The organism is Ideonella sp., from assembly GCF_041914305.1.
Lineage (GTDB): Bacteria > Pseudomonadota > Gammaproteobacteria > Burkholderiales > Burkholderiaceae_C > Ideonella.
In genome coordinates this window covers 243,591-264,225 of the sequence record NZ_JAYSDQ010000007.1, presented here as the reverse complement: position 1 = coordinate 264,225, position 20,635 = coordinate 243,591, and the positions used below count along the sequence as shown (strand labels likewise).

Here is a 20,635-nt window from a genome sequence, read left to right as displayed (position 1 = left end):
GCGTAAGCCAACAGATTTACAGTCTGCCCCCTTTAGCCACTCGGGCACCCCTCCGCAGCGAGCCTGAGACTATAACACGCTTCCCGTGACAAGCGCGAGTCGCTGTTTCAGCCCGATCGGGCGGCCCCTTCACGCCCGGCACCCAGCCAGTCGACATCGATGCCGGCCGAGCGCAGCGCGCCCCAATGCCCACACCCGATGAAGGGCTGCGGCGGCCGGCGCGCCGACAGCGGCGACGGGTGGTTGGCGGTCAGCAACAGATGCCGGCCCGGCGTGGCCTGCTCGATCAGCGCCGCCTTGGCCTGGGCGTGGGCGCCCCACAACAAGAAGGCGATCCGGCGTGGCTGCCAGGCCACCGCCTGGATCAGGGCATCGGTCAGCGCCTCCCAGCCGCGTTTGGCATGGCTGGCAGGCTGGCCGTCCTCGACCGTCAGGCTGGTGTTCAGCAGCAGCACGCCCTGGCGTGCCCAATGCCCCAGGTGGCCGTCGACGGGAGTGGCGCCACCGAACTCGCGCTGCAGCTCGACGAAGATGTTGCGCAGGCTGGGCGGTGGCTTGACGCCCGGCGGCACCGAGAACGCGAGCCCTTCGGCCTGGCCGGGGCCGTGGTACGGGTCCTGCCCCAGGATCACGACGCGCACGCCCGCCAGCGGCGTCAAGGCCAGCGCGCGCAGCGGATCGGCCGGGTAGATGGTGGCGCCGGCCCGGCGGCGTTGCTCCACATACGCGATCAGCGCCTGCCCGGCCGGGCTCGCGCGCCAGGCGTCGACCACCGGGCGCCATTCGGCCGGGACCTGATCCAGCAGATCGGGCAGCGGGGTGCGCAGCCGGTTGTCGGCCGCCGCGTCGTCGAACAGGCCCATCTCAGCCGAACAAGGCCTGCAGGGCCCGGCCCGGGTCCGGCGCCCGCATGAACGCTTCGCCGACCAAGAAGGCATGGACGCCGGCTGCGCGCATGCGCTGCACGTCGGCCGGCGCCAGGATGCCGGACTCGGTCACCAGCAGGCGGTCAGCCGGCACCTGCCCCAGCAGGCCCAGCGTCGTGTCCAAAGTGACTTCGAAGCTGCGCAGGTCGCGGTTGTTGATGCCGACCAGCGGCGTCTTCAGCGCCAGCGCACGGGCCAGTTCGTCGCCATCGTGCACCTCGACCAGCACGTCCAGCCCCAGCGCCATGGCCGTGGCCTCCAGGTCTGCCATCTGCGCATCGCCCAGGCAGGCGGCGATCAGCAGGATGCAGTCGGCGCCCATCGCCGCCGCCTCGACGACCTGGTATTCGTCGACCATGAAGTCCTTGCGCAGCACCGGCAGTGCGCAGGCCGCCCGGGCTTGTTGCAGGTAGGCGGTCGCCCCCTGGAAGAACGATTCGTCGGTCAGCACGCTGAGGCAGGCCGCGCCGTGGCGCTCGTAGCTCATCGCGATCTCGGCCGGCACGAAGTGTTCGCGCAGCACCCCTTTGCTCGGGCTGGCCTTCTTGACCTCGGCGATCACCGCCGAGCGGCCAGCGGCCAGCTTGGCCCGCAGCGCCGCGCCAAAGCCGCGGCGGTCGCGGCGCGCCTCGGCTTCGGCCCGCAGCGCCGCCAAGGGCCGCGCCACCCGGGCCTTGGCCACCTCGTCGTGCTTGACCTCGACGATGCGGCGCAGGATGTCCGGCACGCCCGCCATCACGCCGCCGCCGGCCGGAACCGGTTGGTCACGGCCACGAACTGGCTCAGCTTGGCCGCCGCGGCGCCGCTGGCCACCGCCTCGCGCGCCCGCTTGACGCCTTCGGCCACCGAGCCGGCCACGTTGGCACAGTACAGGGCCGCGCCGGCGTTCAACAGCACGATGTCGCGCACGGGGCCGTCTTCATTGGCCAGCGCCCGCTGGATGCATTCGACCGACTCCTGCTGGTTGGCCACCTTCAGCACCCGCGAGTCGTAGACCGGCAGGCCGAAATCGCTCGGGTGCACGACGTATTCCTTCACCTCGCCGTTCTTCAGCTCGCCGATCATCGTCTCGCCGGACAGCGAGATCTCGTCCATGCCGTTCATGCCGTAGACCACCATCACGTGCTCGGAGCCCAGGCGCTGCAGCACCCGCACCTGGATGCCGACCAGGTCGGGGTGGAACACGCCCATCAGCTGGTTCGGCGCGCCGGCCGGGTTGGTCAGCGGGCCGAGGATGTTGAAGATCGTGCGCACGCCCAGCTCCTTGCGCACCGGCGCCGCGTGCTTCATCGACGCATGGTGGTTGGGCGCGAACATGAAGGCGATGCCCGACTCTTCGAGGCACACCGCGACCTGCTCGGCGTTCAGGCCGATGTAGGCGCCCAGCGCCTCCAGCACATCGGCGCTGCCCGAGCTGGACGACACGCTGCGCCCGCCGTGCTTGGCGATGCGCGCGCCGCCGGCCGCGGCCACGAGCATCGACGCAGTCGAGATGTTGAAGGTGTGCGCCGCGTCGCCTCCGGTGCCGCACAGGTCGACCAGGTTCGTCTTGTCGGCCACCGCCACCGGCGTGGCGAACTCACGCATCACCTGCGCGGCCGCGGCGATCTCGCCGATCGACTCTTTCTTGACACGCAGGCCGATCGCCAGCGCGGCGATCATCACCGGCGACATCTCGCCGCTCATGATGCGGCGCATCAGCGCCAGCATCTCGTCGTGGAAGATCTCGCGGTGCTCGATGACGCGCACGAGGGCGTCTGTGTTGCTGATGCTCATGGTCGTCAAGCCGGGTTGGAGAAGAACTCGCGGACAGCCGCGATGGCGGTGTCGATGCCGGCGGCATCCACATCGAGATGGGTCACGAAGCGCAGGCCGATCAGGCCGGTGGCCAGCACGCCGCGGGCCTTCAGGTGCGCCAGCAACGCGGCGCCGCGGCCGTCGGCAACCTGGGCGAAGACGATGTTGGTCTGCGGCGGCGTCACGGTCAGCCCGGCGATGCCGGCCATGCCCTCGGCCAGGCGGCGCGCCAGCACGTGGTCGTCGGCCAGCCGCTCAATGTGGTGCGTCAGCGCATGGTCGGCCGCCGCTGCCAGCAGACCGACCTGGCGCATGCCGCCGCCGGCCATCTTGCGCACCCGGTGCGCGCGGGCGATGAAGTCGCGCGAGCCACACAAGGCCGAACCGATCGGCGCGCCCAGGCCCTTGCTGAAGCAGACCGAGACGCTGTCGAAATGGCGCGTGATCTCGCGTGCCGGCACCTTCGAAGCGACCGCGGCATTGAACAGCCGCGCGCCGTCAAGGTGCGCGGCCAGACCGCGCTTCTTCGCCAGCTGTGTCGCGGCCTCGATGTAGGCCAGCGGCAGCGCGTTGCCGTTCCAGGTGTTTTCCAGGCACAGCAGCCGGCTCTTCGCAAAGTGCGAGTCGTCGGGCTTGATCGCCGCCTCGATGTCGGCCAGCAGCAGCGTGCCGTCGGGCTGGTTCGGCAAGGGCTGCGGCTGGATGCTGCCGAAGACCGCACCGCCGCCGCCTTCATAACGGTAGGTGTGCGCCATCTGGCCGACGATGTATTCGTCGCCACGGCCGCAGTGCGCGAGCAAGCCGCACAGGTTGCTCTGGGTGCCGGTCGGCATGAACAGCGCGGCCTCGAAGCCGAGCAGCGCCGCGATGCGCTCCTGCAGCGCGTTGACCGTCGGGTCGTCGCCAAACACGTCGTCGCCCAGCGGCGCAGCCATCATCGCCTCGCGCATCGCGGGCGTCGGCTGCGTGACGGTGTCGCTGCGCAGGTCGACCACCCGCGCGCCCGCGGGCCGCGAGGCGCCACTGCCGTACTGGACTGCGGTCATGCCAAGGCCTCCTGGCGGCTCATCTCGATGAAATTGCGCAGCATCGCGTGGCCGTGTTCCGAAAGAATCGACTCGGGGTGGAACTGCACGCCTTCGAGCGGCGTGGCGGTGGCGGCCAGTTCGCGGTGGCGTACCCCCATGACCTCGCCGTCCTCGCTGGTCGAGGTCACGTCCAGCACCTTCGGCATGGTTTCGCGCTCGATCGCCAGCGAGTGGTAGCGGATCACCGAAAACTCGCTCGGCAGGCCACGGTAGACACCCTTGCCGTCGGTGGTGATGCGGCTGGCCTTGCCGTGCATCTGGGCCTGGGCCCGCACGACCTTGCCGCCCAGCGCCGCACCGATGCTCTGGTGCCCGAGGCACACGCCCAGGATCGGCAGCTTGCCGATGAAGGCCTGGATCGCCGGCACGCAGATGCCGGCTTCGGCCGGCGAACACGGCCCGGGCGACAGCACCAGCTGGTCCGGCCTCAGTGCGCCGATGTCCTCGAGCGAGATCTCGTCATTGCGAAAGACCCGCACCTCCTGGCCCAGCTCACCGAAGTACTGCACCAGGTTGAAGGTGAAGGAGTCGTAGTTGTCAATCATCAGCAACATCGCGGCGCTCCTTCAAAAACCTTCTTCGACCAGCTCGGCCGCGCGGATCACTGCCCGCGCCTTCGCCTCGGTCTCTTTCCATTCCAGCTCGGGCACCGAATCGGCCACGATGCCGGCCGCCGCCTGCACGTACAAGGTGTTGTCTTTCACGATGCCGGTGCGGATCGCGATCGCCACGTCCATGTCGCCGGCGAAGCTGAGGTAGCCGCAGGCGCCGCCGTAGATGCCACGCTTGACCGGCTCGAGCTCGTCGATGATCTCCATCGCGCGGACCTTCGGCGCGCCGGTCAGCGTGCCGGCCGGGAAGGTGGCGCGCAGCACGTCGAGGTTGCTGACGCCCTCTTTCAGCAGCCCTTCGACGTTGCTGACGATGTGCATCACGTGCGAATAACGCTCGACGACGAAGGCCTCGGTGACCTTGACGCTGCCGGTCTTGGCGATGCGGCCGATGTCGTTGCGCGCCAGGTCGATCAGCATCAGGTGCTCGGCGCGCTCCTTCGGGTCGGCGCTCAGCTCGACTTCCAGCGCCTTGTCCTGCTCGGGCGTCGCGCCACGGGGCCGGGTGCCGGCCAGCGGGCGGATCGTGATCTTGTCGCCTTCGGGCGTGTGCTCGTGGCGGACCAGGATCTCGGGCGACGCACCGACGATCTGGAAATCGCCCATGTCGTAGAAATACATGTAGGGCGACGGGTTCAGCGAGCGCAAGGCGCGGTACAGGCTGAGCGGCGATTCGGTGAACCGCTTCTTCAGGCGCTGGCCGATCTGGACCTGCATCATGTCGCCGGCGGCGATGTAGTCCTTGCTCTTGAGCACCGCGGCGATGTAGTCGTCCTTGGCGAACTCACGCTCCACCGCATGGGCCGGGCCCCGCCGCACAGCGGGTGCGGTGACGCTGTATTTCAGCTTGTCGGCCAGTTCGGCCAGGCGCTTCTTGGCCTTGAAGTAGGCCTCGGGCTGGGCCGGGTCGGCGTAGACGATCAAGTAAAGCCGGCCCGACAAGTTGTCAATGACCGCCAGCTCCTCGGTTTGTAACAGCAGGATGTCGGGGGTGCCGATGCCGCCCGGCTTGTCGGTCGCCGCGAGCTTGGGCTCGATGTAGCGAACGGCGTCGTAGCCGAAGTAACCCGCCAGCCCGCCGCAGAACCGCGGCAGCCCGGGCCGCAGCGCCACCTTGAAGCGCTTCTGGTACTCGGCGATGAAGTCCAGCGGGTTGCCGTCGTGGGTTTCAACGACATGGCCGTCGGTGACGACCTCGGTCTTGAACCCGGTGGCGCGCAGCAAGGTGCGCGCCGGCAGGCCGATGAACGAATAGCGACCGAAGCGTTCGCCCCCGACGACCGATTCGAGCAGGAAACCGTATTTCTGGCCGCCGGCCAGTTTCAGGTACAGCGAGAGGGGGGTTTCGAGGTCGGCAAAGGCCTCGCTGACGAGCGCGACGCGGTTGTGGCCTTGGGCGGCCAGGCTCTGGAATTCGAGTTCGGTGATCACTTTGGGCGGGTCCTTCCGGGGGCCCGCGCCAGGTTTCGCAGGCGCGAAAACTCAGGCAAGGCGGCGGGCCGGGTCTGGCGAGGCGGGCGTGCTGGGGTCAACACGCACCACCGGTGGGAACCGGGGCGCCGCCGATCACGAGGATGCTCAGGGCGGTGCCGTCGGCAAATGGTTCACGCAGGCCAGCGACGCCAGGGCCAAGCTCCCCGGTCGTGCGACCACGCCATCCATTTGCGCGAAGTGAACATGATGTGGAAAGTGTAGCAGTCGTCCGTGTTTTTTCGGGTTCCGACGCATGGACATCCTCGTAACACTGATTCACACTTTGCGGCCTCACCCAGGGGTTCGTACGTGTTTTGTTGAGGGTACCCCTGCGAACAAGATAATCGGAAAGGTCGTGCCCATGTGGCGTCGTCTGGGTTCGAGCGCTCTGCTCGGAATGGCTGTTTCATTGGCGTGCTTGTCGTCGGCACAAGCCGATACCGTCGATCTGGCGGGCGTCAAGTACGAGACCGTCGAGCAGGTGGGCGGCAGCAAGCTGCAGCTCAATGGCGCGGGCATTCGCTACAAGGCCATCTTCAAGGTCTACACCGCCGGGCTGTACCTGCCGGCCAAGATGAACTCCGCCGAGCAGATTTACGGCGCCACCAATGGGCCGCGGCGCGTGCACATCGTGATGCTGCGCGAAATCGACGGCAATGAACTGGGCAAGCTGTTCACCCAAGGCATGGAGAAGAACTCTCCGCGCGACATCTTCGCCAAATCCATCAACGGCACCATCAAGATGGCCGACCTGTTCTCCAAGCGCAAGAAGCTGGGAGCGGGCGATGCCTTCACGGTCGACTGGCTGCCGGGCACCGGCACGCTGATCTCGGTCAACGGCAAGGTCGAGTCCGAGCCGATCAAGGAACCCGAGTTCTACACCGCGCTCCTGAGCCTTTGGCTGGGCCCCTCGCCGGCCGATAACCTGCTGAAGGACGCACTGCTGGGCAAGGCTCGCAGCAGCGGCCGCGGCGGCAACGATTAGTGAGTGAACGTTTCTTGCTTGTGTCCGCGCGCCCCGCGCGGCCGGCGTTTCGATGTACCGTTTCGCGGTTGATGGGTTGATGTTGAAGTAGCGGGCGGGCGCGTGATCCGCGTCTGTTCGAGTCGTAATTGCCGGGGTGTGCCCGCCATGATGGGCAGCCGGCTTCTCGTGATGACGCCGATGACGTACTTTGCCCGACGCCTGACGATCGCCAGTGGCTCCGTGAGCCTGGCGGCCGCGTTGCTCCACCCCCTGCTGGCCATGGGCCAGACGACGCCGGCGGCGCCTGCAGCATCGGCCGCGGGCCCGGCCGACCCGAGCGTCAGCGAGCGGGTGAAGAAGGACGCGGCCAGCCCGCTGTACTGGATCCGCCTGAACGCGCAGAAGACCGACAGCGGCCCGGCCAAGCCGGCGCCGCGCATCGTCGAAGTCAAGCCCGTCACCAACACCGCCGCGGCGGCCCCGGCACGCCCGGCACCGAGCGCCCCGACGCCATCCGGCGGTGGCGCCGTCCTGGCCGCCAACAGCAGCAGCAGCAGCAGCAGCAGCAGCAGCAGCAGCAACGGCGGCGCGCCAGCGAGCACCGGCGGCACCGCCAGCAACCTGGCAGCCACCGCGGCCGCCACAGCGGCGGCGAGCGCGCCGATCGAGGCCACGTTGACGCTGTCGGCGCCGCCGCCCTTGAGCGCGGGCGGCACCAGCGCCGCGGTGGCGGGCAGCGCAGGCCTGGCCGCGCCATCGGGCGCGGCGGCCGCCACCGAAGCCGCCCGCACGGCCACGGCGCCGGCGCCGGTCGAAGAGCCGGACGAGCAGCCGCTTGCGCTGGTGAGCGCCGGCGAGCCGGAATTCCCGACCACCGTGATGCGCCGCCTGCGCAAGGGCAGCGTGCAAGTGCGTTTCGAAGTGCAGCCGGACGGCAGCGTCGCCAACCCGACGGTCGTGCTGACCACGAACCGCAGTCTCAACGAAGCGGCGCTGGAGGCGGTGGCCGCCTGGCGCTTCCAGCCGGTGCGCAGCCCCCGCAGCGCGGTGGTGGACCTGGGCTTCGACCTCGACAGCTGAGTCGGAAGCAGGGCCGGGCCCCGAGCCCCGCGCTCTCAGGCCGAGACCGACTGCACGATCTCGTCCAACCGGTCGACCACCCGGTCGGCGCCGGCCGACTCGGCCGGTTCGCCGTGGTTGTAGCCGTAACGCACCAGCACCACCGGGCAACCGGCGCCGCGCGCCGCCTGCACGTCGTTGCGCGAATCGCCGATCATCAAGGTGCGCCCCGGCACCGAGCCGAGCGCCTCGCAGGCCTTGCGCAAGGGCAGCGGGTCGGGCTTCTTGCGCTCGAACGAATCCCCTCCGAAGCAGTGTTCGAACCAGCCTGACAGGCCTTTGCGCTGCAGCAGGTCGCGCGCGAAGGCGGCGGGCTTGTTGGTCAGGCAGGCCAAGCGCAAGCCGGCCGAGCGCAGCTGCGCCAGGCCTTCGAGCACGCCGGGATAAACCGCCGAGTGGTGGCCATTGATACCCTCGTAATGCCGCTGGTAGTGGGCCCAGGCCGGCTCGTACAGCGCCGGCGCCCCGCCGACCGCGGCCAGGGTCTCGCGGATCAGGTGTTCCGAGCCCCGCCCGACGGTGCGCTCGATGAAAGGCCGCCCGACCGCCGGCAGGCCGAGGTCGGCCAGCATGCGCGCCAACGCCACCTCGAAGTCGCCGACCGTGTCGACCAGCGTGCCGTCGAGGTCGACCAGCGCGGCGTCATACAGCACCCGGCTCGCCGGGTACGGCGAGCCACCCTCCGAGAGGGTCGGGCCTTGCTTGGGGCGGCCCGGCGCGGCGGCCCGTTCGTCCCACCGCCCACCGGTCTCACTCATCGCGCCAGCTCGGCCCGCATCGCGTCGATGACCTGCTTGTAGTCCTTCTGGCCGAAGATCGCGCTGCCGGCAACAAAGGTGTCGGCGCCAGCGTCGGCAACGCGGCGGATGTTGTCGACCTTGATGCCGCCGTCGACCTCGAGCCGGATGTCGCGGCCGGTCGCATCGATCAGGCGGCGCACCTTCTCGGTCTTGCGCAGCGCGCTGTCGATGAAGCTCTGGCCGCCGAAGCCGGGGTTGACGCTCATGATCAGCACCAGGTCGACCTTGTCGATCACCCACTCGAGCACGTCGATCGGCTCGGCCGGGTTGAACACCAAGCCAGCCTGCGCGCCCTCGGCCTTGATCAGCTGCAGCGTGCGGTCGACATGGGTGCTGGCGTCGGGGTGAAAGCTCACCAGGTCGGCGCCGGCCTTGGCAAAGGCCTGTGCCAGCGCGTCGACCGGCTGCACCATCAGGTGCACGTCGATCGGCGCCTTGGCGCCATCGGGCTTGACCGAGTGGGGCTTGAGCGCCTGGCAGACCATCGGGCCGAAGGTCAGGTTCGGCACGTAATGGTTGTCCATCACGTCGAAGTGGATCCAGTCGGCGCCGGCCGCGAGCACGTCGCGCACCTCTTGGCCCAGGCGGGCGAAATCGGCCGACAGGATGCTGGGCGCGATGCGGTAGGTTCGGCTCATGGCGGGCGCAGTTCGAGACGCAAAGGGGCAATTTTAGGAGCCGCCCGGGGCAGGCTTTCTAGAATGCACCCATGAGCACGCCGAAATTCACCGTCTCGGTGGTCACCCAGTACCTGCCCGAACAATCGTCCAGCGCCGACGACGTGTTCGCCTTTTCGTACACCATCACAGTCCGCAACGAAGGCAACATCACCGGTCAACTGGTCGCCCGCCACTGGGTCATCACCGACAGCAGCGGCCGGGTCGAAGAGGTGCGCGGCCTGGCGGTCGTCGGGCACCAGCCGGTGCTCAAGCCCGGCGAGCAGTTCGAATACACCAGCTGGACACGCATCGCCACGCCCCGGGGCCGCATGCACGGCACCTTCTTCTGCATCACCGACGACGCGCACTGGTTCGACACACCGGTGCCCGCGTTCGAACTGTCGCAAGCCCAAGCCCTGCATTGATGACGCGCTGGGACCTGAGCGCGCTGCTCAACGCCGCCGACCCGCGGGCGCCGGCCGCCGAGCAGCACCTGTGGCTGGTGCGCTGGCTGCAATGGCTGCGCTCACCGGGGCCGACCAGCGCCGGCGACAGCCCGGGCGAGACGGCAGACCCCGCCACGCCCTGGCCGGTGCAGCGCCTGCGCTTGTTCATCGACGTGGTCGAGCGCCACCCCGAGCACCGCGCCCAGATCAGCGCCCTGTGGCGCGCCATCTTCGCCCGGCTCGATGCGACCGGCCTGCTGGCCGACTTCGGCTTCGCGCCGCGCCACGGCTTCGTCAGCGAACTGGCCGAGCGCCTGCGCCTGGCCTGCCTGCCCGGCACGCCGCAGACGACCGACCTCGGCGCCCTCTTCCCGCAGCTGTTCGGCAGCCCGGCGGATGCCGACTGGGTGGCCGCGATCGACGATGCGACGATCGAGCGCCTGCTGGCGCTGGCGGTGCCGGCCTCGCCGCCGGGTGAAGAGCCTTGGCGCGAACCGATGGTCGAGTCGATCCAGCTGCTGGCCAGCCAGATCCGTGCGTCCGGCCTGTCGGGGCCGATGCGCCTGCGGATGGACGAAGCGCTGCTGGCCGACCGGCCCTTCCACCAGGTCGTGCAGGCGGCCGAGGCGCTGCGGGCCGGCCACCGCGATGGCGACGACGGCAGCGCCCGGCTGCAGCAGGCGGGCTACCTGCGCGCGGTGCTCGACGCCTGCCGCGAAGCTGCCGCCAGCGTGCGTGGCCATCTGGACGAGCACGGCGTCTCGGTCGACCTGGTGTTCCAGGTCGAGCAACTGCGCGAGCGCGGCGAGCGCATCGAGGCGTTGCTGGCCTGCCTGGTCAGCGACCTGGCCGCCGACACCACGGTCGATGCAGCGGCCTGCGGCCCGCGCGGTGCGCCCGAGCTGCGCCACCTGATGACCGGGCTGGTGCGCTGCGCGAGCGAGCGGCGCGGCGTGGCGCGGCTGTTCGGCCACCACTACGCGCTGCTGGCGCGCAAGGTCACCGAGCGCAGCGCCGAAACCGGCGAGCACTACATCACCCGCGACCGGGCCGAGTACCGCACGATGCTGGCCCAGGCCACCGGCGGCGGCGCGGTCATCGGAGTCACCGCACTGCTGAAGTTCGGGCTCGGCGCGCTGGCGCTGTCGGCCTTCTGGGCCGGCTTCGCGGCCGGCACCAACTACGCGATCAGCTTCGTGCTGATCTACCTGCTGCACTGGGCGGTGGCCACCAAGCAGCCGGCGATGACCGCGCCGGCGATGGCCGCCAAGCTCGAGGGCGTGTCGGCCAGCAACCAGGCGGTCGAGGGCTTCGTCGACGAGGTGGCCAACCTGCTGCGCTCGCAGGTGGCCGGCATCGCCGGCAACCTGGCCGGCGTGGTGCCGGTGGTGCTGGCGATGCAGGGCCTGGCCTGGTGGGTGCTGGGCGCGCCGTTGGTCGGCGAGAAGCAGGCGCACTATGTGCTGCATTCGCTGCACCTGCTGGGCCCGACGCTGTTCTTTGCCGCCTTCACCGGCGTGCTGCTGTTCGCCGCCAGCCTGATCGCCGGCTGGGTCGAGAACTGGTTCGTCTTCCACCGGCTGGACAGCGCGATCGCCTGGAACCCGCGCATCCGCGACCGGCTCGGGCCCGAGCGCGCCCAGCGCTGGGCGCTCTGGTGGCGGCAACACATCTCAGGCCTCGCGGCCAATGTGTCGCTGGGCTTCATGCTGGGGCTGGTGCCGGTGCTCGGCGCGTTCTTTGGCTTGGCCGTCGAGGTGCGCCACGTCACGCTGTCGATGGGCCAGTTGGCGGCTGCGCTGGGCGCGTTGGGGCCGGCGCTGCTGCAAGAGCCCGACTTCTGGTGGTGCCTGGCGTCGATCCCGCTGGTCGGGGTGCTGAACCTGAGCGTCAGCTTCACGCTGGCGTTCAAGGTGGCGCTGGCCTCGCGCGGGCTGCGCGTCAACGACCGCGGCCGCCTGTATGCGGCGCTGCGCCGGCGCTGGCGCCGCGCGCCGGCCAGCTTTCTGCTGCCGCCAGCCGAGGCCCGCCCGGCCCCGCCCTGATCAACCCGGATCGTTCTTGCCCGATGCGCTGTCCCCGCCCTGCTCCGTGTCTGCCGGTTCGCCGCCACGCCGGCCCGAGAACATCGTCCACCAGACGATGAAGACCAGCACCCCGCCGGCGGCCAGCGCTTCGAAGATCAACCAACCCATGTCCACTTTCCCGCGCCATGGCGGCGCCCGCCGCCGATTGTCGTCCCGCACCGTCGGCACCCTGTTGAGCCTCGCGCTGCTGGCGTCGTGCTCGGTGCTGCAACGCCAGCCGCCGGTGCCGGTGGAAGACCGGGGCGCCGTGCCCGGCGCGCCCGCGGCACCCGCCTCGGCCGCCAGTGCCCCGGTGCCCGCACCGCCCGGCACGCTCGAGCGCGGCCACGCGCGCTGGGTGCCGTCGAGTTTTGCCGAGCTGCCCGGTTGGGGCCAGGACCGCGTGGCCGAGCTGTGGCCCGCGCTGCGCCTGAGCTGCGGCACCAACGGCAGCGCCGCGCTGGCCGAGGGCTGGGCCACGGTCTGCGCGCAGTCGCGCCAGTTCTTCCCGGCCGACGACCAGCAGGCCCGGCAGTGGCTGGAGCAGCGCTTCAAGGTCTACCGCATCGAGTCGCCCGAGGGCGACCCGGCCGGCCTGGTGACCGGCTACTTCGAGCCGCTGGTCGACGCCAGTCGCAAGCCGACGCGCATCCGCAAGGTCGCGCTGTACGGCACGCCGGGCGACCTGGGCCAGCGCAAGCCCTACTGGACGCGGCAGGAGCTGGACACGCTGCCGGCCGCGCAGGCCGGCCTGAAGGGCCGCGAGATCGCCTATGTCGAAGACCCGCTCGATGCGCTGGTGCTGCAGGTGCAAGGCTCGGGCCGCCTGCGCGTGGTCGAGCCCGACGGCAGCGTGCGCCTGCAGCGCCTGGCCTTCGCCGGCCACAACGACCAGCCCTACCGCTCGGTCGGCCGCTGGCTCATCGACCAGGGCGAACTGCTCGCCGGCGAGGCCAGCTGGCCCGCGATCAAGGACTGGATGAAGCGCAACCCCCGGCGCATCAACGAGGCGCTGTGGCAGAACCCGCGCACCGTGTTCTTCCGCGAAGAGCCGCTGCCCGACCCGGCGCTGGGGCCCAAGGGGGCGCAGGGTGTGCCGCTGACCCCGGGCCGCTCGATCGCGGTCGACCCGTTGTCGGTGCCCTATGGCACACCGGTCTGGCTCGATGCGACCGAGCCGCTGTCGAACAAGCCGCTGCAACGGCTGGTGATGGCGCAGGACACCGGTGGCGCGATCGTCGGCGCGGTGCGCGCCGACTACTTCTGGGGCTGGGGAGACGAGGCCGAGGCACAGGCCGGGCGGATGAAGCAGCCGCTCAGGGCGTGGGCCCTCTGGCCGAAATGATGCCCCCACGCCCCTTGCCAGGGGCCGCCCCCCGAGGGGGCTGAGCCCGGACATGAAAGGTCCAGTGGACCTTTCGTGCCTGGCGAAGGGGCGGGCCACTGGCCCGCCGCGGTCTGCAAGACCGCGCAGCGGACCGGCAAAGCCGGATCCGCGCACGCCACTTGGAGGGCCCGGGCTGCGCCGGGCCGCTAAGGCAGGCGGTTGAGGCGAAGTTGAAGGGCTTGGCCGGTGCCGTCGGGCGCCGACCAGTGGCCGACCTCTTGCCATTGGTCCAGCTGCAGCAACAGGTCGCCGTCGAGTTGATGGGCGGCATCGCCACGAGGGGTGTCGGCCGTGTCGGGCAGCGGGTGTTCGAAGCGGAAGCTCAGTTGCGCCGGCGCGGAGCCGCCGGGCCATTGCACCTGCACCCACAGCGCGTCGCGCTGGCCGTGGCGGCGGGTGCGGCTTTCGATGCCCTGGCCCAGCGCCGTCCATGCCCAATCGGGCTGGGCCGACAGCTCGTCGCGCTGCAGGGCGATCTGTGCCTGGCCGCCGTTGCGCACGAGCAGCCGCGGCGCGGGCGTCTCAGGGGTCGCCGTGCGGGTGGTCTGTGAGCCGGGCGGGGCGGTGGCCGGGCTGGTCGTCGACACCGTGACCGAGCCGGGCGCCGTCACCGGCACCGGTGGCGAAGGCCACGGCACCACACGCCACTGCAGGCTGAAGTTGACCGCCGGCGGCGGCGTGGCGGCCTGCGCGCTGGCGATCGCGACCATCAGGCCGGCCAGCAACAGGTGGCGGCGCGTCAACACCGGGCGGCTCCAACACAACATGACGGCAAGGACAGTAGCACCGTGCCGCCCGGCCGGCCAGCCGCGCGTTCCGCGCCGTCAGCGCGAGCGTGCATCCGGCACGACCACCAGTTCGTTGACCACGCCTTCGACATCGTCGATGCCACGCACCAGCGTCTCCAGCGCCTGGGACTCGGCCTGGCTGCCGACGCAGCCCTGCAGCCAGACCCAGCGCCGCTGGCCCGTGGCCCAGACGCTGGTCGTGCGGTCGAAGCGGCCGTCGGCATCGACCGCCTTCTGCACCCGCGGCATGATCTCTTTGTCGTACAGGTAGCTGTTGGGCAGGCGGCAGCGGCCGGCGCGAAAACAGCTGGTGCCGCGCTCGATGCGGCCGTGGGCCTGCGCCTTGGCGTCGGCCTCGGTCAGCAGCGGGCCTTCGGGCACCGGGCAGGTGGGCAGCGCACGCGTCAGCTGGACGAACGGGTCGTCGAAGACGTTGCGGCGCAGCTCGTCGGCGGCAACGAACCCGGGCAGACCAACGAGCAACACGATTGCAGCGCTCCGTAGGAGTCGCTGCTCTCCAAGTGGCGTGCGCGGAGCCGGCTTTGCCGGTCCGCTGCGCGAGCCCCCTCGGGGGGCAGCCCCCGGAAGGGGGCGTGGGGGCTTCATTTCCGCTACTTCAGGCCTCCGGAGAGGAATTGCTTCAGCCGCTCGCTGGTCGGCTTGACCAGCACCTCACGCGGCGCGCCCTGCTCTTCGATCAGGCCCTGGTGCAGGAAGATCGCGTGGTTGGCCACCTCGCGCGCGAACTCCATTTCGTGTGTCACGACCAGCATCGTGCGGCCTTCGGCGGCCAGGCCGCGCATCACCTTCAGCACCTCGCCGACCAGCTCGGGGTCGAGCGCCGAGGTTGGCTCGTCGAACAGCATCACCTCGGGGTCGATGGCCAGCGCGCGCGCGATCGCGACCCGCTGCTGCTCACCGCCCGACAGCTGCGCCGGGTAGTTGTTTTCGCGGTGCGACAGGCCAACGCGGGCCAGCAGCTCGCGCCCGCGCTCGCGCGCCTGCGCCGGCGGCTGGCCGAGCACGTGGATCGGCGCCTCGATCACGTTCTCGATCGCGGTGCGGTGCTGCCACAGGTTGAAGCTCTGGAAGACAAAGGCCAGCCGCGAGCGCCAGTGGCGCAATTGCGCGGGGTCGGCCGCCGTCAGGCTGCCGTCGCGGTCGCGCTTGAGGGCCAGCGTCTCGTTGCCCAGCTGCAGCGTGCCCTCGTGCGGTTGCTCGAGCAGGTTCAGGCAGCGCAGCAGCGTGCTCTTGCCCGAGCCGCTGGCGCCGATGATCGCCATCACATCGCCCGGCTTGGCCTTCAACGACACGCCGCGCAGCACCTCGCGGTCGCCGAAGCGTTTGTGCAGGTTGTCGACAACGAGGCCGAGGTGGGAAACAGGTGAAGTCATGGTGGGGGTCAGGCCGACAGCAGCGAGCCCTGGCGCAGTGCCTCGCGCCCTGCCACCTTGCCGATCGGCATGCCGGCGACGGCGAACCGTTTGCGCTCGCGGGCGAAGAACAGGCCGTCGACCGGGCTGGTCAGCACGCTGGTCGCGCCCGTGATCGGGTCGATGATCTCGGCCAAGGGCTCGCCGGTGCACACGCGCTGGCCGACCTCGCACAAGAACACCAGCACGCCGCCATGCGGCGCGTGCAGCGGCATCGAGCCGGCCAGCGGCGTCGGCTCGCACACCGTGGGCGGCAACGCCGGCGCCGGGTCGAGCCGGATCGCGCCGCGGTGGTGCAGGTAGACCAGGATCGCGTCGGCGTCGCGCTCGGCCAGCCCGTGCGCCACGTCGCCCTCGCCGCGCAGCTCGATCGTCGCGGCCAGGCAGGCCGGCGGCACCGGCTTGGCCGGGCCCAGGCGCTCGGCCAGGTCGGGCCAGAGCATCGAGCAGGCCTCGTCGAACGGGTCGCCGCCCGAGCGGCCGGCCAGCAACGCCACCTCGGCGCCGAGGCAGCGCGTCAGCAGCTCACCGCCGGCGTCCCAGCCGGCGTGCGTGCTGTACAGGTGCAGCAGCGCCTCGCCGTCGCAGTGCAGGTCGAGCACGACGTCGGCATCGACCGCCATGCCCAGCAGCGTGCGGCGCAGGTGTTCGAGCGAGGTGGTGGCCGGCAGCGCCGCCACCGCGCCGCGCAGCGCCGTGCGCACCAGCGCCACGTTGGCCTGCGCGTCGGCGCCCAGTTTGTCGCCGCAACGCTCGATCACGGCCGAGGTCAGGTCGGTGAACTGGCGGTTGAAGTTCTCGCCGCTGCCCCACTCGAAGCGGCCCTGCGGCGAGCGCAGCATCCACTGGCCCATCCCCAGCGGGTTTGCCGCGGGCACCAGCACGACCTCGCCGGTGACCTGGCCAGCCGCGTCCAGCGCCGCCAGGCGGCTGCGCAGGTGGTGAGCGACCAGCATGCTGGGCACTTCGTCGGCGTGCAACGAGGCCTGGATGTAGACCTTCGGGCCGGCGCCGGGCCGGGCGTGCGAGGTGCCGAAATGCAGGCTGACCAGCTCGTGGCGGGCGCCAGGTGTGGACGGCAGCAGGGGGTGGTGTTCAGTGCGCATGAAACGAAGGGGTTAGCGGGCCGTCAGCGGCGTCAGCCAGCGCGCTTCGGCGGCGCGGAACAGCCCCACCAGCACGAAGGTCAGCAGCAGGTAACAGACGCCCGCGGTGATGAAGGCCTCGAACGGCATGTAGAAGCGCGAGTTGACCTCGCGCGCGGCGCCGGTCAGGTCGTACAGCGTGACCGTGCTGGCCAACGATGTGGCGTGCAGCATCAGCACCACCTCGTTGCCGTAGGCCGGCAGCGAGCGCCGGAAGGCCGACGGCAGGATGACGCGCCGAAACGTCGTCCAGCGCGACATGCCCAGCGCCTTGGCCGCCTCGACCTCGCCGCCCGGCACCGCGCGCATCGCGCCGTAGAGGATCTCGGTGGTGTAGGCGCCAGTGTTGAGCACGAAGGCCGCGACCGCGCAGAACCAGGCCGAGCGCAGCAGCGGCCACAGCGCGCTCTCGCGCACGACCTCGAACTGCGCCAGCCCGTAGTACAGCAAGAAGACCTGCACCAGCAGCGGCGTGCCGCGCATCACATAGGTGAAGGCCCAGACCGGCCGCCAGGCCCAGGGCGACGGCAGGCTGCGCAGCATCGCCAGCGGCAGGGCCAGCAGCATGCCGAAGCCAAGCGACAGCGCCAGCAGCGCCAGTGTCACGAGCGCGCCCTGGCCGTACATCGGCAGGCTGTCGAGGATGACGTCGAAATCCATCTCGCGCCGCCCCCGTCAGACCGCGACCTGGCGCACGCCGATCGCCAGCTTGCGCTGCAGCGCCGCGAAGCCCCACTCGGAGACGGACGTGAACAGCAGGTACATGCCACCGGCCGCGAGGTAGAACATGAACGGCTCGTGGGTCGCGCCCGCCGCCTGGGCCGAGCGGTTCATCAGGTCGGACAGGCCGATCACCGAGACGATCGCGGTGCTCTTGACCATCACCAGCCAGTTGTTCGACAAGCCCGGCAGCGCATGGCGCAGCATCTGCGGGCCGACCACGCGCACCAGCACCTGGCGCGGTGTCATGCCGAACGCGAGCGCCGCCTCCTTCTGGCCGGCCGGCACCGCGAGGAACGCACCGCGCAGCACCTCGGTGATGTAGGCGCCGAAGATGAAGCCGATGGTGAGCACGCCGGCCACGAAGGGGTCGATGTCGACATAGCCCCAGCCGAAGCGGTCACCCAGCGAATTGATCAGCACCTGGCCGCCGTAGAAGACGGTCAGCATCATCACCAGGTCAGGCACGCCGCGGATCAGCGTGGTGTAGACCTGCGCCAGCCAGCGCAGCGGCCGCAGGCGCGACAGCTTCGCCAGCGCGCCCAGCAGCCCGAGCACCAACGCAATGGCCAGCGACGCGAACGCCACCGCCAGCGTCAGCAGCGAGCCCTCCAGCAGGCTCGCGCCATAACCGTGCAACATTCCCTCAGCCCTTGTTGTTCTTCAGCGTTCGTCTCGACCGTCCACCAGCCTCACTGGCCGTAGACGTCGAAGTCGAAGTACTTGTCCTGGATCTTCTTGTAGGTGCCGTTGGCGCGGATCGCGGCAATCGCGGCATTGAGCTTCTGCTGCAGACCGGTGTCGCCCTTGCGCACAGCGATGCCGGCGCCGATGCCGAAGATCTTCGGGTCGTCGATCGGGGCGCCGACGCGCGCGAAGCCCTTGCCGGCCGGCGTCTTCATGAAGCCCATGTCGGCCGAGACCGAGTCGCACAGCACCGCGTCGACGCGGCCGGCGGCCAGGTCAAGGAAGACCTCGTCCTGCTTGGCGTAGCGCACGATCTCGCTGTCCTTGAAGTGCTCGGTCGCGAAGCGGTCGTGCGTGGTCGTGCGCTGCACACCGATCTTCTTGCCCTTCCAGGCGGCGGCCGACTGGTCGGCTGAGGTGCCCGCCTTGGCGATCAGCCAGGCCGGGGTGTTGGAGTACTTGTTGGTGAACAGCACCGACCGCTGCCGCTCTTCGGTGATCGACATCTGGGCCACGATGGCGTCGAACTTGCGCGCCTGCAGCGCCGGGATCATGCCGTCCCATTCCTGGTTGACCAGCGCGCACTCGGCCTTCATCTCGGCGCACAGCGCGTTGGCGATGTCGATGTCGAAGCCCTTGATCTTGCCGTCGGTGCCGATCTCGGAGAACGGCGGGTAGGCGCCCTCGACGGCGATGCGGACCTTTTTCCAGTCGGGCGCCTGGGCCTGCACGGCGGTGCCGGCAACGGACAACAGCGCGGCCAATGCGGCAGCGAGGACGGTGGTGCGGCGAAGGGTCATGGTCAAGCTCTCCTGGCTAACTCGGCGATACAGCGGCTCGTTCGGCCACGTGGGCGGATGGGTGGTTGGTGGGCAGCGCCTGGGGGTCAGCGCGTCCAGGGCGAATACAGCGGGCGGCTGATGCGCACCGGGGCGATGTCCAGATACAGGCTCGCCACCGAGTACTCGTCGCTGCCGGACTCGTCAGAGTACCAGCCCATGCTGTCCTTGCCCTTGTAGACCCTGAAGGAAAACCCCAGGTCGGCCAGCGGCTCGCTGGACGGTGCCTTGGGGTCGAAGCTCAGGCCCCGCACTTCCTTCTGGTTGCTGTCGATCAGGAAGCCCATCGCGTTGCTCAGCGTCGAGTCGCTCAGCATGTCGATGTAGAACGGCTCGTTGGTGTACTCGGGCTTGTAGTTGGGCGAGTTCGGGTCGAGGAACTGGCCGCGCCGCTTGCGCTCGGACGGCTCGATCCGGCGCAGCCCCAGGTCGAAGTGGTCACCACGGTCGAGGTAGGTCAGGCGGGCGCCGGTCAGGTTCAGCGCGTTGATGTTGCTGTCGATCTTCACGTCGTTCAGGTCGATCAGCAAGGCGCCCTTGCCGCCGATCACCTCGACCATGTCGCCCTGCACGATGGCCGCGCTGTTCTCTTCGATGCCCAGGCCGAGCTTGTAGCCCTTGGCCAGCATCAGCGGGATCATCCGACCGAAGCGGCCGCGCTTCAAGAAGTGCTGGTCGACGAACAGGTTGGGGCCGACGAAGCCCAGGCCGTGGTCGATCTCCTTGCCTTCGCGCAGCTGGCCCTTCATCACGTTGATGACGGACAGCGCGTCGCGGAACATCACGGTCGACATGATGGCCGCGCCGGCCGAGGTGCCGGCCACGACGCCGCCGCGGCGATAGACCTCCCAGATCACGTTCAGCATCGGCGTGTTGTGGCCGCCGGGCTTGAAGGTGTCGACGATGCGCTCTTGCGCGCCGCCGGTGAAGAACACGCCATTGGCGTTGCGCACCAGCTCGAGCAACTGCGGGTCGCGCACCGCCTTGTCCAGGTCGACCCATTTCAGCTGTGGCGCCACCGGCATCGACTCGGCCACCGCGCCGCGTTTTTCGAGCAGCTCGGACGCGCGGCGGCCGGCCTTGTCGGGCGTTTCGGACGCGGTGCCGAAGACCACCCAGCGCGCACCCTTGCCGCCAGACAGCTCGACCATGCGCGACCAGACCTCGTCGTTGTCGGCCTTCAGCGCGCCACCGATGATCACCGCGTAGCCCTTGACCGGCTCGCCGACCTTGGTCTCGCGCGCACCGAACGCGGCCCGCGCACCGGCACTGGGCACGGCACTGGGCACGGCACTGGGCACGGCGCTCGGCACCGCGCTGGGCGCCGAGGCCGGGGCAGACGGAGGCTGCGGCGACGGCCCGGTGAGGGGGGCCCGGTCTTGGGCGGCGGCGCCCATCGGGCCGGCCACAACGACGACAGCGACCAGCGCTGCAACAAGTTTTTTCAAGCTTGGGTTCATGACAGGCAATATGTTCTCGGCTCCCCGGGGGGCATCTTGGCATTGGCGGCACCCCTCAACCACCAAGAACTGGGGATGGACTCGTTCTTGCATCGGCCGCGCTCAGCGGCAACGCCGCGATGATGCCTGCAGTTGCGCCCTTGCCACGACCGCGGCGGCATCGTTTTGCGAAGCATCACAGGCTTCATAGACTGCATCCGCACCCGCAGTTCCCTCACTTTTGT

At 69.9% G+C, this 20,635-nt stretch carries 22 protein-coding genes; 5 read left to right on the top strand and 17 right to left on the bottom strand.

What is annotated here, in order from left to right:
• Positions 1-107 precede the first annotated feature (107 nt).
• From ACE3SG_RS12105 to trpE, 6 genes are read right to left on the bottom strand one after another with little or no spacing between them, the layout of a single operon-like run.
• Positions 108-863 carry a uracil-DNA glycosylase gene (locus ACE3SG_RS12105; protein WP_374565261.1) on the bottom strand — a complete coding sequence of 252 codons (756 nt, stop codon included), beginning with the start codon at positions 861-863 and terminating at the stop codon, positions 108-110.
• 1 nt (position 864) lies between these two features.
• Positions 865-1,653: an indole-3-glycerol phosphate synthase TrpC gene (gene trpC / locus ACE3SG_RS12100; RefSeq protein WP_374565269.1), complete on the bottom strand. Its 789-nt coding sequence runs from the start codon at positions 1,651-1,653 to the stop codon at positions 865-867.
• Between the two features lie 8 nt (positions 1,654-1,661).
• On the bottom strand, positions 1,662-2,702 hold the full coding sequence (gene trpD, locus ACE3SG_RS12095) for an anthranilate phosphoribosyltransferase (protein ID WP_374565260.1): 1,041 nt from the start codon (positions 2,700-2,702) through the stop codon (positions 1,662-1,664).
• 5 nt (positions 2,703-2,707) lie between these two features.
• Positions 2,708-3,769: a low-specificity L-threonine aldolase gene (ltaE, locus tag ACE3SG_RS12090; protein ID WP_374565259.1), complete on the bottom strand. Its 1,062-nt coding sequence runs from the start codon at positions 3,767-3,769 to the stop codon at positions 2,708-2,710.
• A complete protein-coding gene (locus ACE3SG_RS12085; protein ID WP_374565258.1) occupies positions 3,766-4,365 on the bottom strand; it encodes an aminodeoxychorismate/anthranilate synthase component II in 600 nt (199 codons plus the stop codon). Before ACE3SG_RS12085 ends, ltaE begins: the two co-directional genes overlap by 4 nt.
• A 12-nt stretch (positions 4,366-4,377) precedes the next feature.
• Positions 4,378-5,853 (bottom strand): anthranilate synthase component I, encoded by a 1,476-nt coding sequence (trpE, locus tag ACE3SG_RS12080; RefSeq protein WP_374565257.1) that lies wholly within the window; start codon positions 5,851-5,853, stop codon positions 4,378-4,380.
• Positions 5,854-6,292: 439 nt separating this feature from the next.
• Between trpE and ACE3SG_RS12075 the strand changes: the two genes are divergently transcribed.
• Both ACE3SG_RS12075 and ACE3SG_RS12070 read left to right on the top strand, forming a co-directional pair.
• The gene (locus ACE3SG_RS12075; protein ID WP_374565267.1) at positions 6,293-6,880 is read left to right on the top strand and encodes a chalcone isomerase family protein; all 588 of its coding nucleotides are present in this window, start codon (positions 6,293-6,295) and stop codon (positions 6,878-6,880) included.
• A gap of 180 nt (positions 6,881-7,060) precedes the next feature.
• Complete coding sequence (locus ACE3SG_RS12070; RefSeq protein ID WP_374565255.1) at positions 7,061-7,942, top strand: TonB family protein; 882 nt, start codon at positions 7,061-7,063, stop codon at positions 7,940-7,942.
• A gap of 35 nt (positions 7,943-7,977) precedes the next feature.
• Here the strand turns inward: ACE3SG_RS12070 and gph are convergent, their stop codons facing one another.
• Both gph and rpe read right to left on the bottom strand, forming a co-directional pair.
• Positions 7,978-8,739 carry a phosphoglycolate phosphatase gene (gph, locus tag ACE3SG_RS12065; protein WP_374565253.1) on the bottom strand — a complete coding sequence of 254 codons (762 nt, stop codon included), beginning with the start codon at positions 8,737-8,739 and terminating at the stop codon, positions 7,978-7,980.
• Complete coding sequence (gene rpe, locus ACE3SG_RS12060; RefSeq protein ID WP_374565251.1) at positions 8,736-9,419, bottom strand: ribulose-phosphate 3-epimerase; 684 nt, start codon at positions 9,417-9,419, stop codon at positions 8,736-8,738. The genes gph and rpe overlap by 4 nt, the downstream gene beginning before the upstream one ends.
• Before the next feature lie 71 nt (positions 9,420-9,490).
• Between rpe and apaG the strand changes: the two genes are divergently transcribed.
• Positions 9,491-9,865 carry a Co2+/Mg2+ efflux protein ApaG gene (gene apaG / locus ACE3SG_RS12055; protein ID WP_374565250.1) on the top strand — a complete coding sequence of 125 codons (375 nt, stop codon included), beginning with the start codon at positions 9,491-9,493 and terminating at the stop codon, positions 9,863-9,865.
• Positions 9,865-11,931, top strand: coding sequence for a site-specific recombinase (locus ACE3SG_RS12050; RefSeq protein ID WP_374565248.1), 2,067 nt, complete (start codon positions 9,865-9,867; stop codon positions 11,929-11,931). Before apaG ends, ACE3SG_RS12050 begins: the two co-directional genes overlap by 1 nt.
• Here ACE3SG_RS12050 and ACE3SG_RS12045 read toward each other — a convergent pair whose 3' ends face one another.
• Complete coding sequence (locus ACE3SG_RS12045) at positions 11,932-12,081, bottom strand: hypothetical protein (protein WP_374565246.1); 150 nt, start codon at positions 12,079-12,081, stop codon at positions 11,932-11,934. It lies immediately after the preceding gene.
• On the opposite strand from ACE3SG_RS12045, the gene ACE3SG_RS12040 reads away from it, so the two are divergent.
• Positions 12,080-13,297: a murein transglycosylase A gene (locus ACE3SG_RS12040; RefSeq protein WP_374565244.1), complete on the top strand. Its 1,218-nt coding sequence runs from the start codon at positions 12,080-12,082 to the stop codon at positions 13,295-13,297. The two genes, ACE3SG_RS12045 and ACE3SG_RS12040, sit on opposite strands and share 2 nt — an antisense overlap.
• A gap of 188 nt (positions 13,298-13,485) precedes the next feature.
• Here the strand turns inward: ACE3SG_RS12040 and ACE3SG_RS12035 are convergent, their stop codons facing one another.
• The 8 genes from ACE3SG_RS12035 to ACE3SG_RS12000 all read right to left on the bottom strand — a co-directional run bounded on the left by ACE3SG_RS12035 (position 13,486) and on the right by ACE3SG_RS12000 (position 20,399).
• Positions 13,486-14,085 carry a hypothetical protein gene (locus tag ACE3SG_RS12035; RefSeq protein ID WP_374565242.1) on the bottom strand — a complete coding sequence of 200 codons (600 nt, stop codon included), beginning with the start codon at positions 14,083-14,085 and terminating at the stop codon, positions 13,486-13,488.
• A gap of 78 nt (positions 14,086-14,163) precedes the next feature.
• Entirely contained in the window at positions 14,164-14,613 is a 450-nt protein-coding gene (locus tag ACE3SG_RS12030; RefSeq protein ID WP_374565241.1) for a BON domain-containing protein, read from the bottom strand.
• 125 nt (positions 14,614-14,738) lie between these two features.
• The gene (locus ACE3SG_RS12025; protein WP_374565239.1) at positions 14,739-15,521 is read right to left on the bottom strand and encodes an ABC transporter ATP-binding protein; all 783 of its coding nucleotides are present in this window, start codon (positions 15,519-15,521) and stop codon (positions 14,739-14,741) included.
• An 8-nt stretch (positions 15,522-15,529) separates the two neighbouring features.
• Positions 15,530-16,666, bottom strand: a complete 1,137-nt coding sequence (locus ACE3SG_RS12020; RefSeq protein ID WP_374565237.1) for a succinylglutamate desuccinylase/aspartoacylase family protein — start codon at positions 16,664-16,666, stop codon at positions 15,530-15,532.
• 12 nt (positions 16,667-16,678) lie between these two features.
• Entirely contained in the window at positions 16,679-17,365 is a 687-nt protein-coding gene (locus ACE3SG_RS12015) for an ABC transporter permease (RefSeq protein ID WP_374565235.1), read from the bottom strand.
• A 15-nt stretch (positions 17,366-17,380) separates the two neighbouring features.
• The gene (locus tag ACE3SG_RS12010) at positions 17,381-18,067 is read right to left on the bottom strand and encodes an ABC transporter permease (protein WP_374565233.1); all 687 of its coding nucleotides are present in this window, start codon (positions 18,065-18,067) and stop codon (positions 17,381-17,383) included.
• Between the two features lie 50 nt (positions 18,068-18,117).
• Entirely contained in the window at positions 18,118-18,912 is a 795-nt protein-coding gene (locus ACE3SG_RS12005) for an ABC transporter substrate-binding protein (RefSeq protein ID WP_374565231.1), read from the bottom strand.
• 86 nt (positions 18,913-18,998) lie between these two features.
• Positions 18,999-20,399, bottom strand: a complete 1,401-nt coding sequence (locus ACE3SG_RS12000; RefSeq protein WP_374565229.1) for a cyanophycinase — start codon at positions 20,397-20,399, stop codon at positions 18,999-19,001.
• Positions 20,400-20,635: the final 236 nt, after the last annotated feature.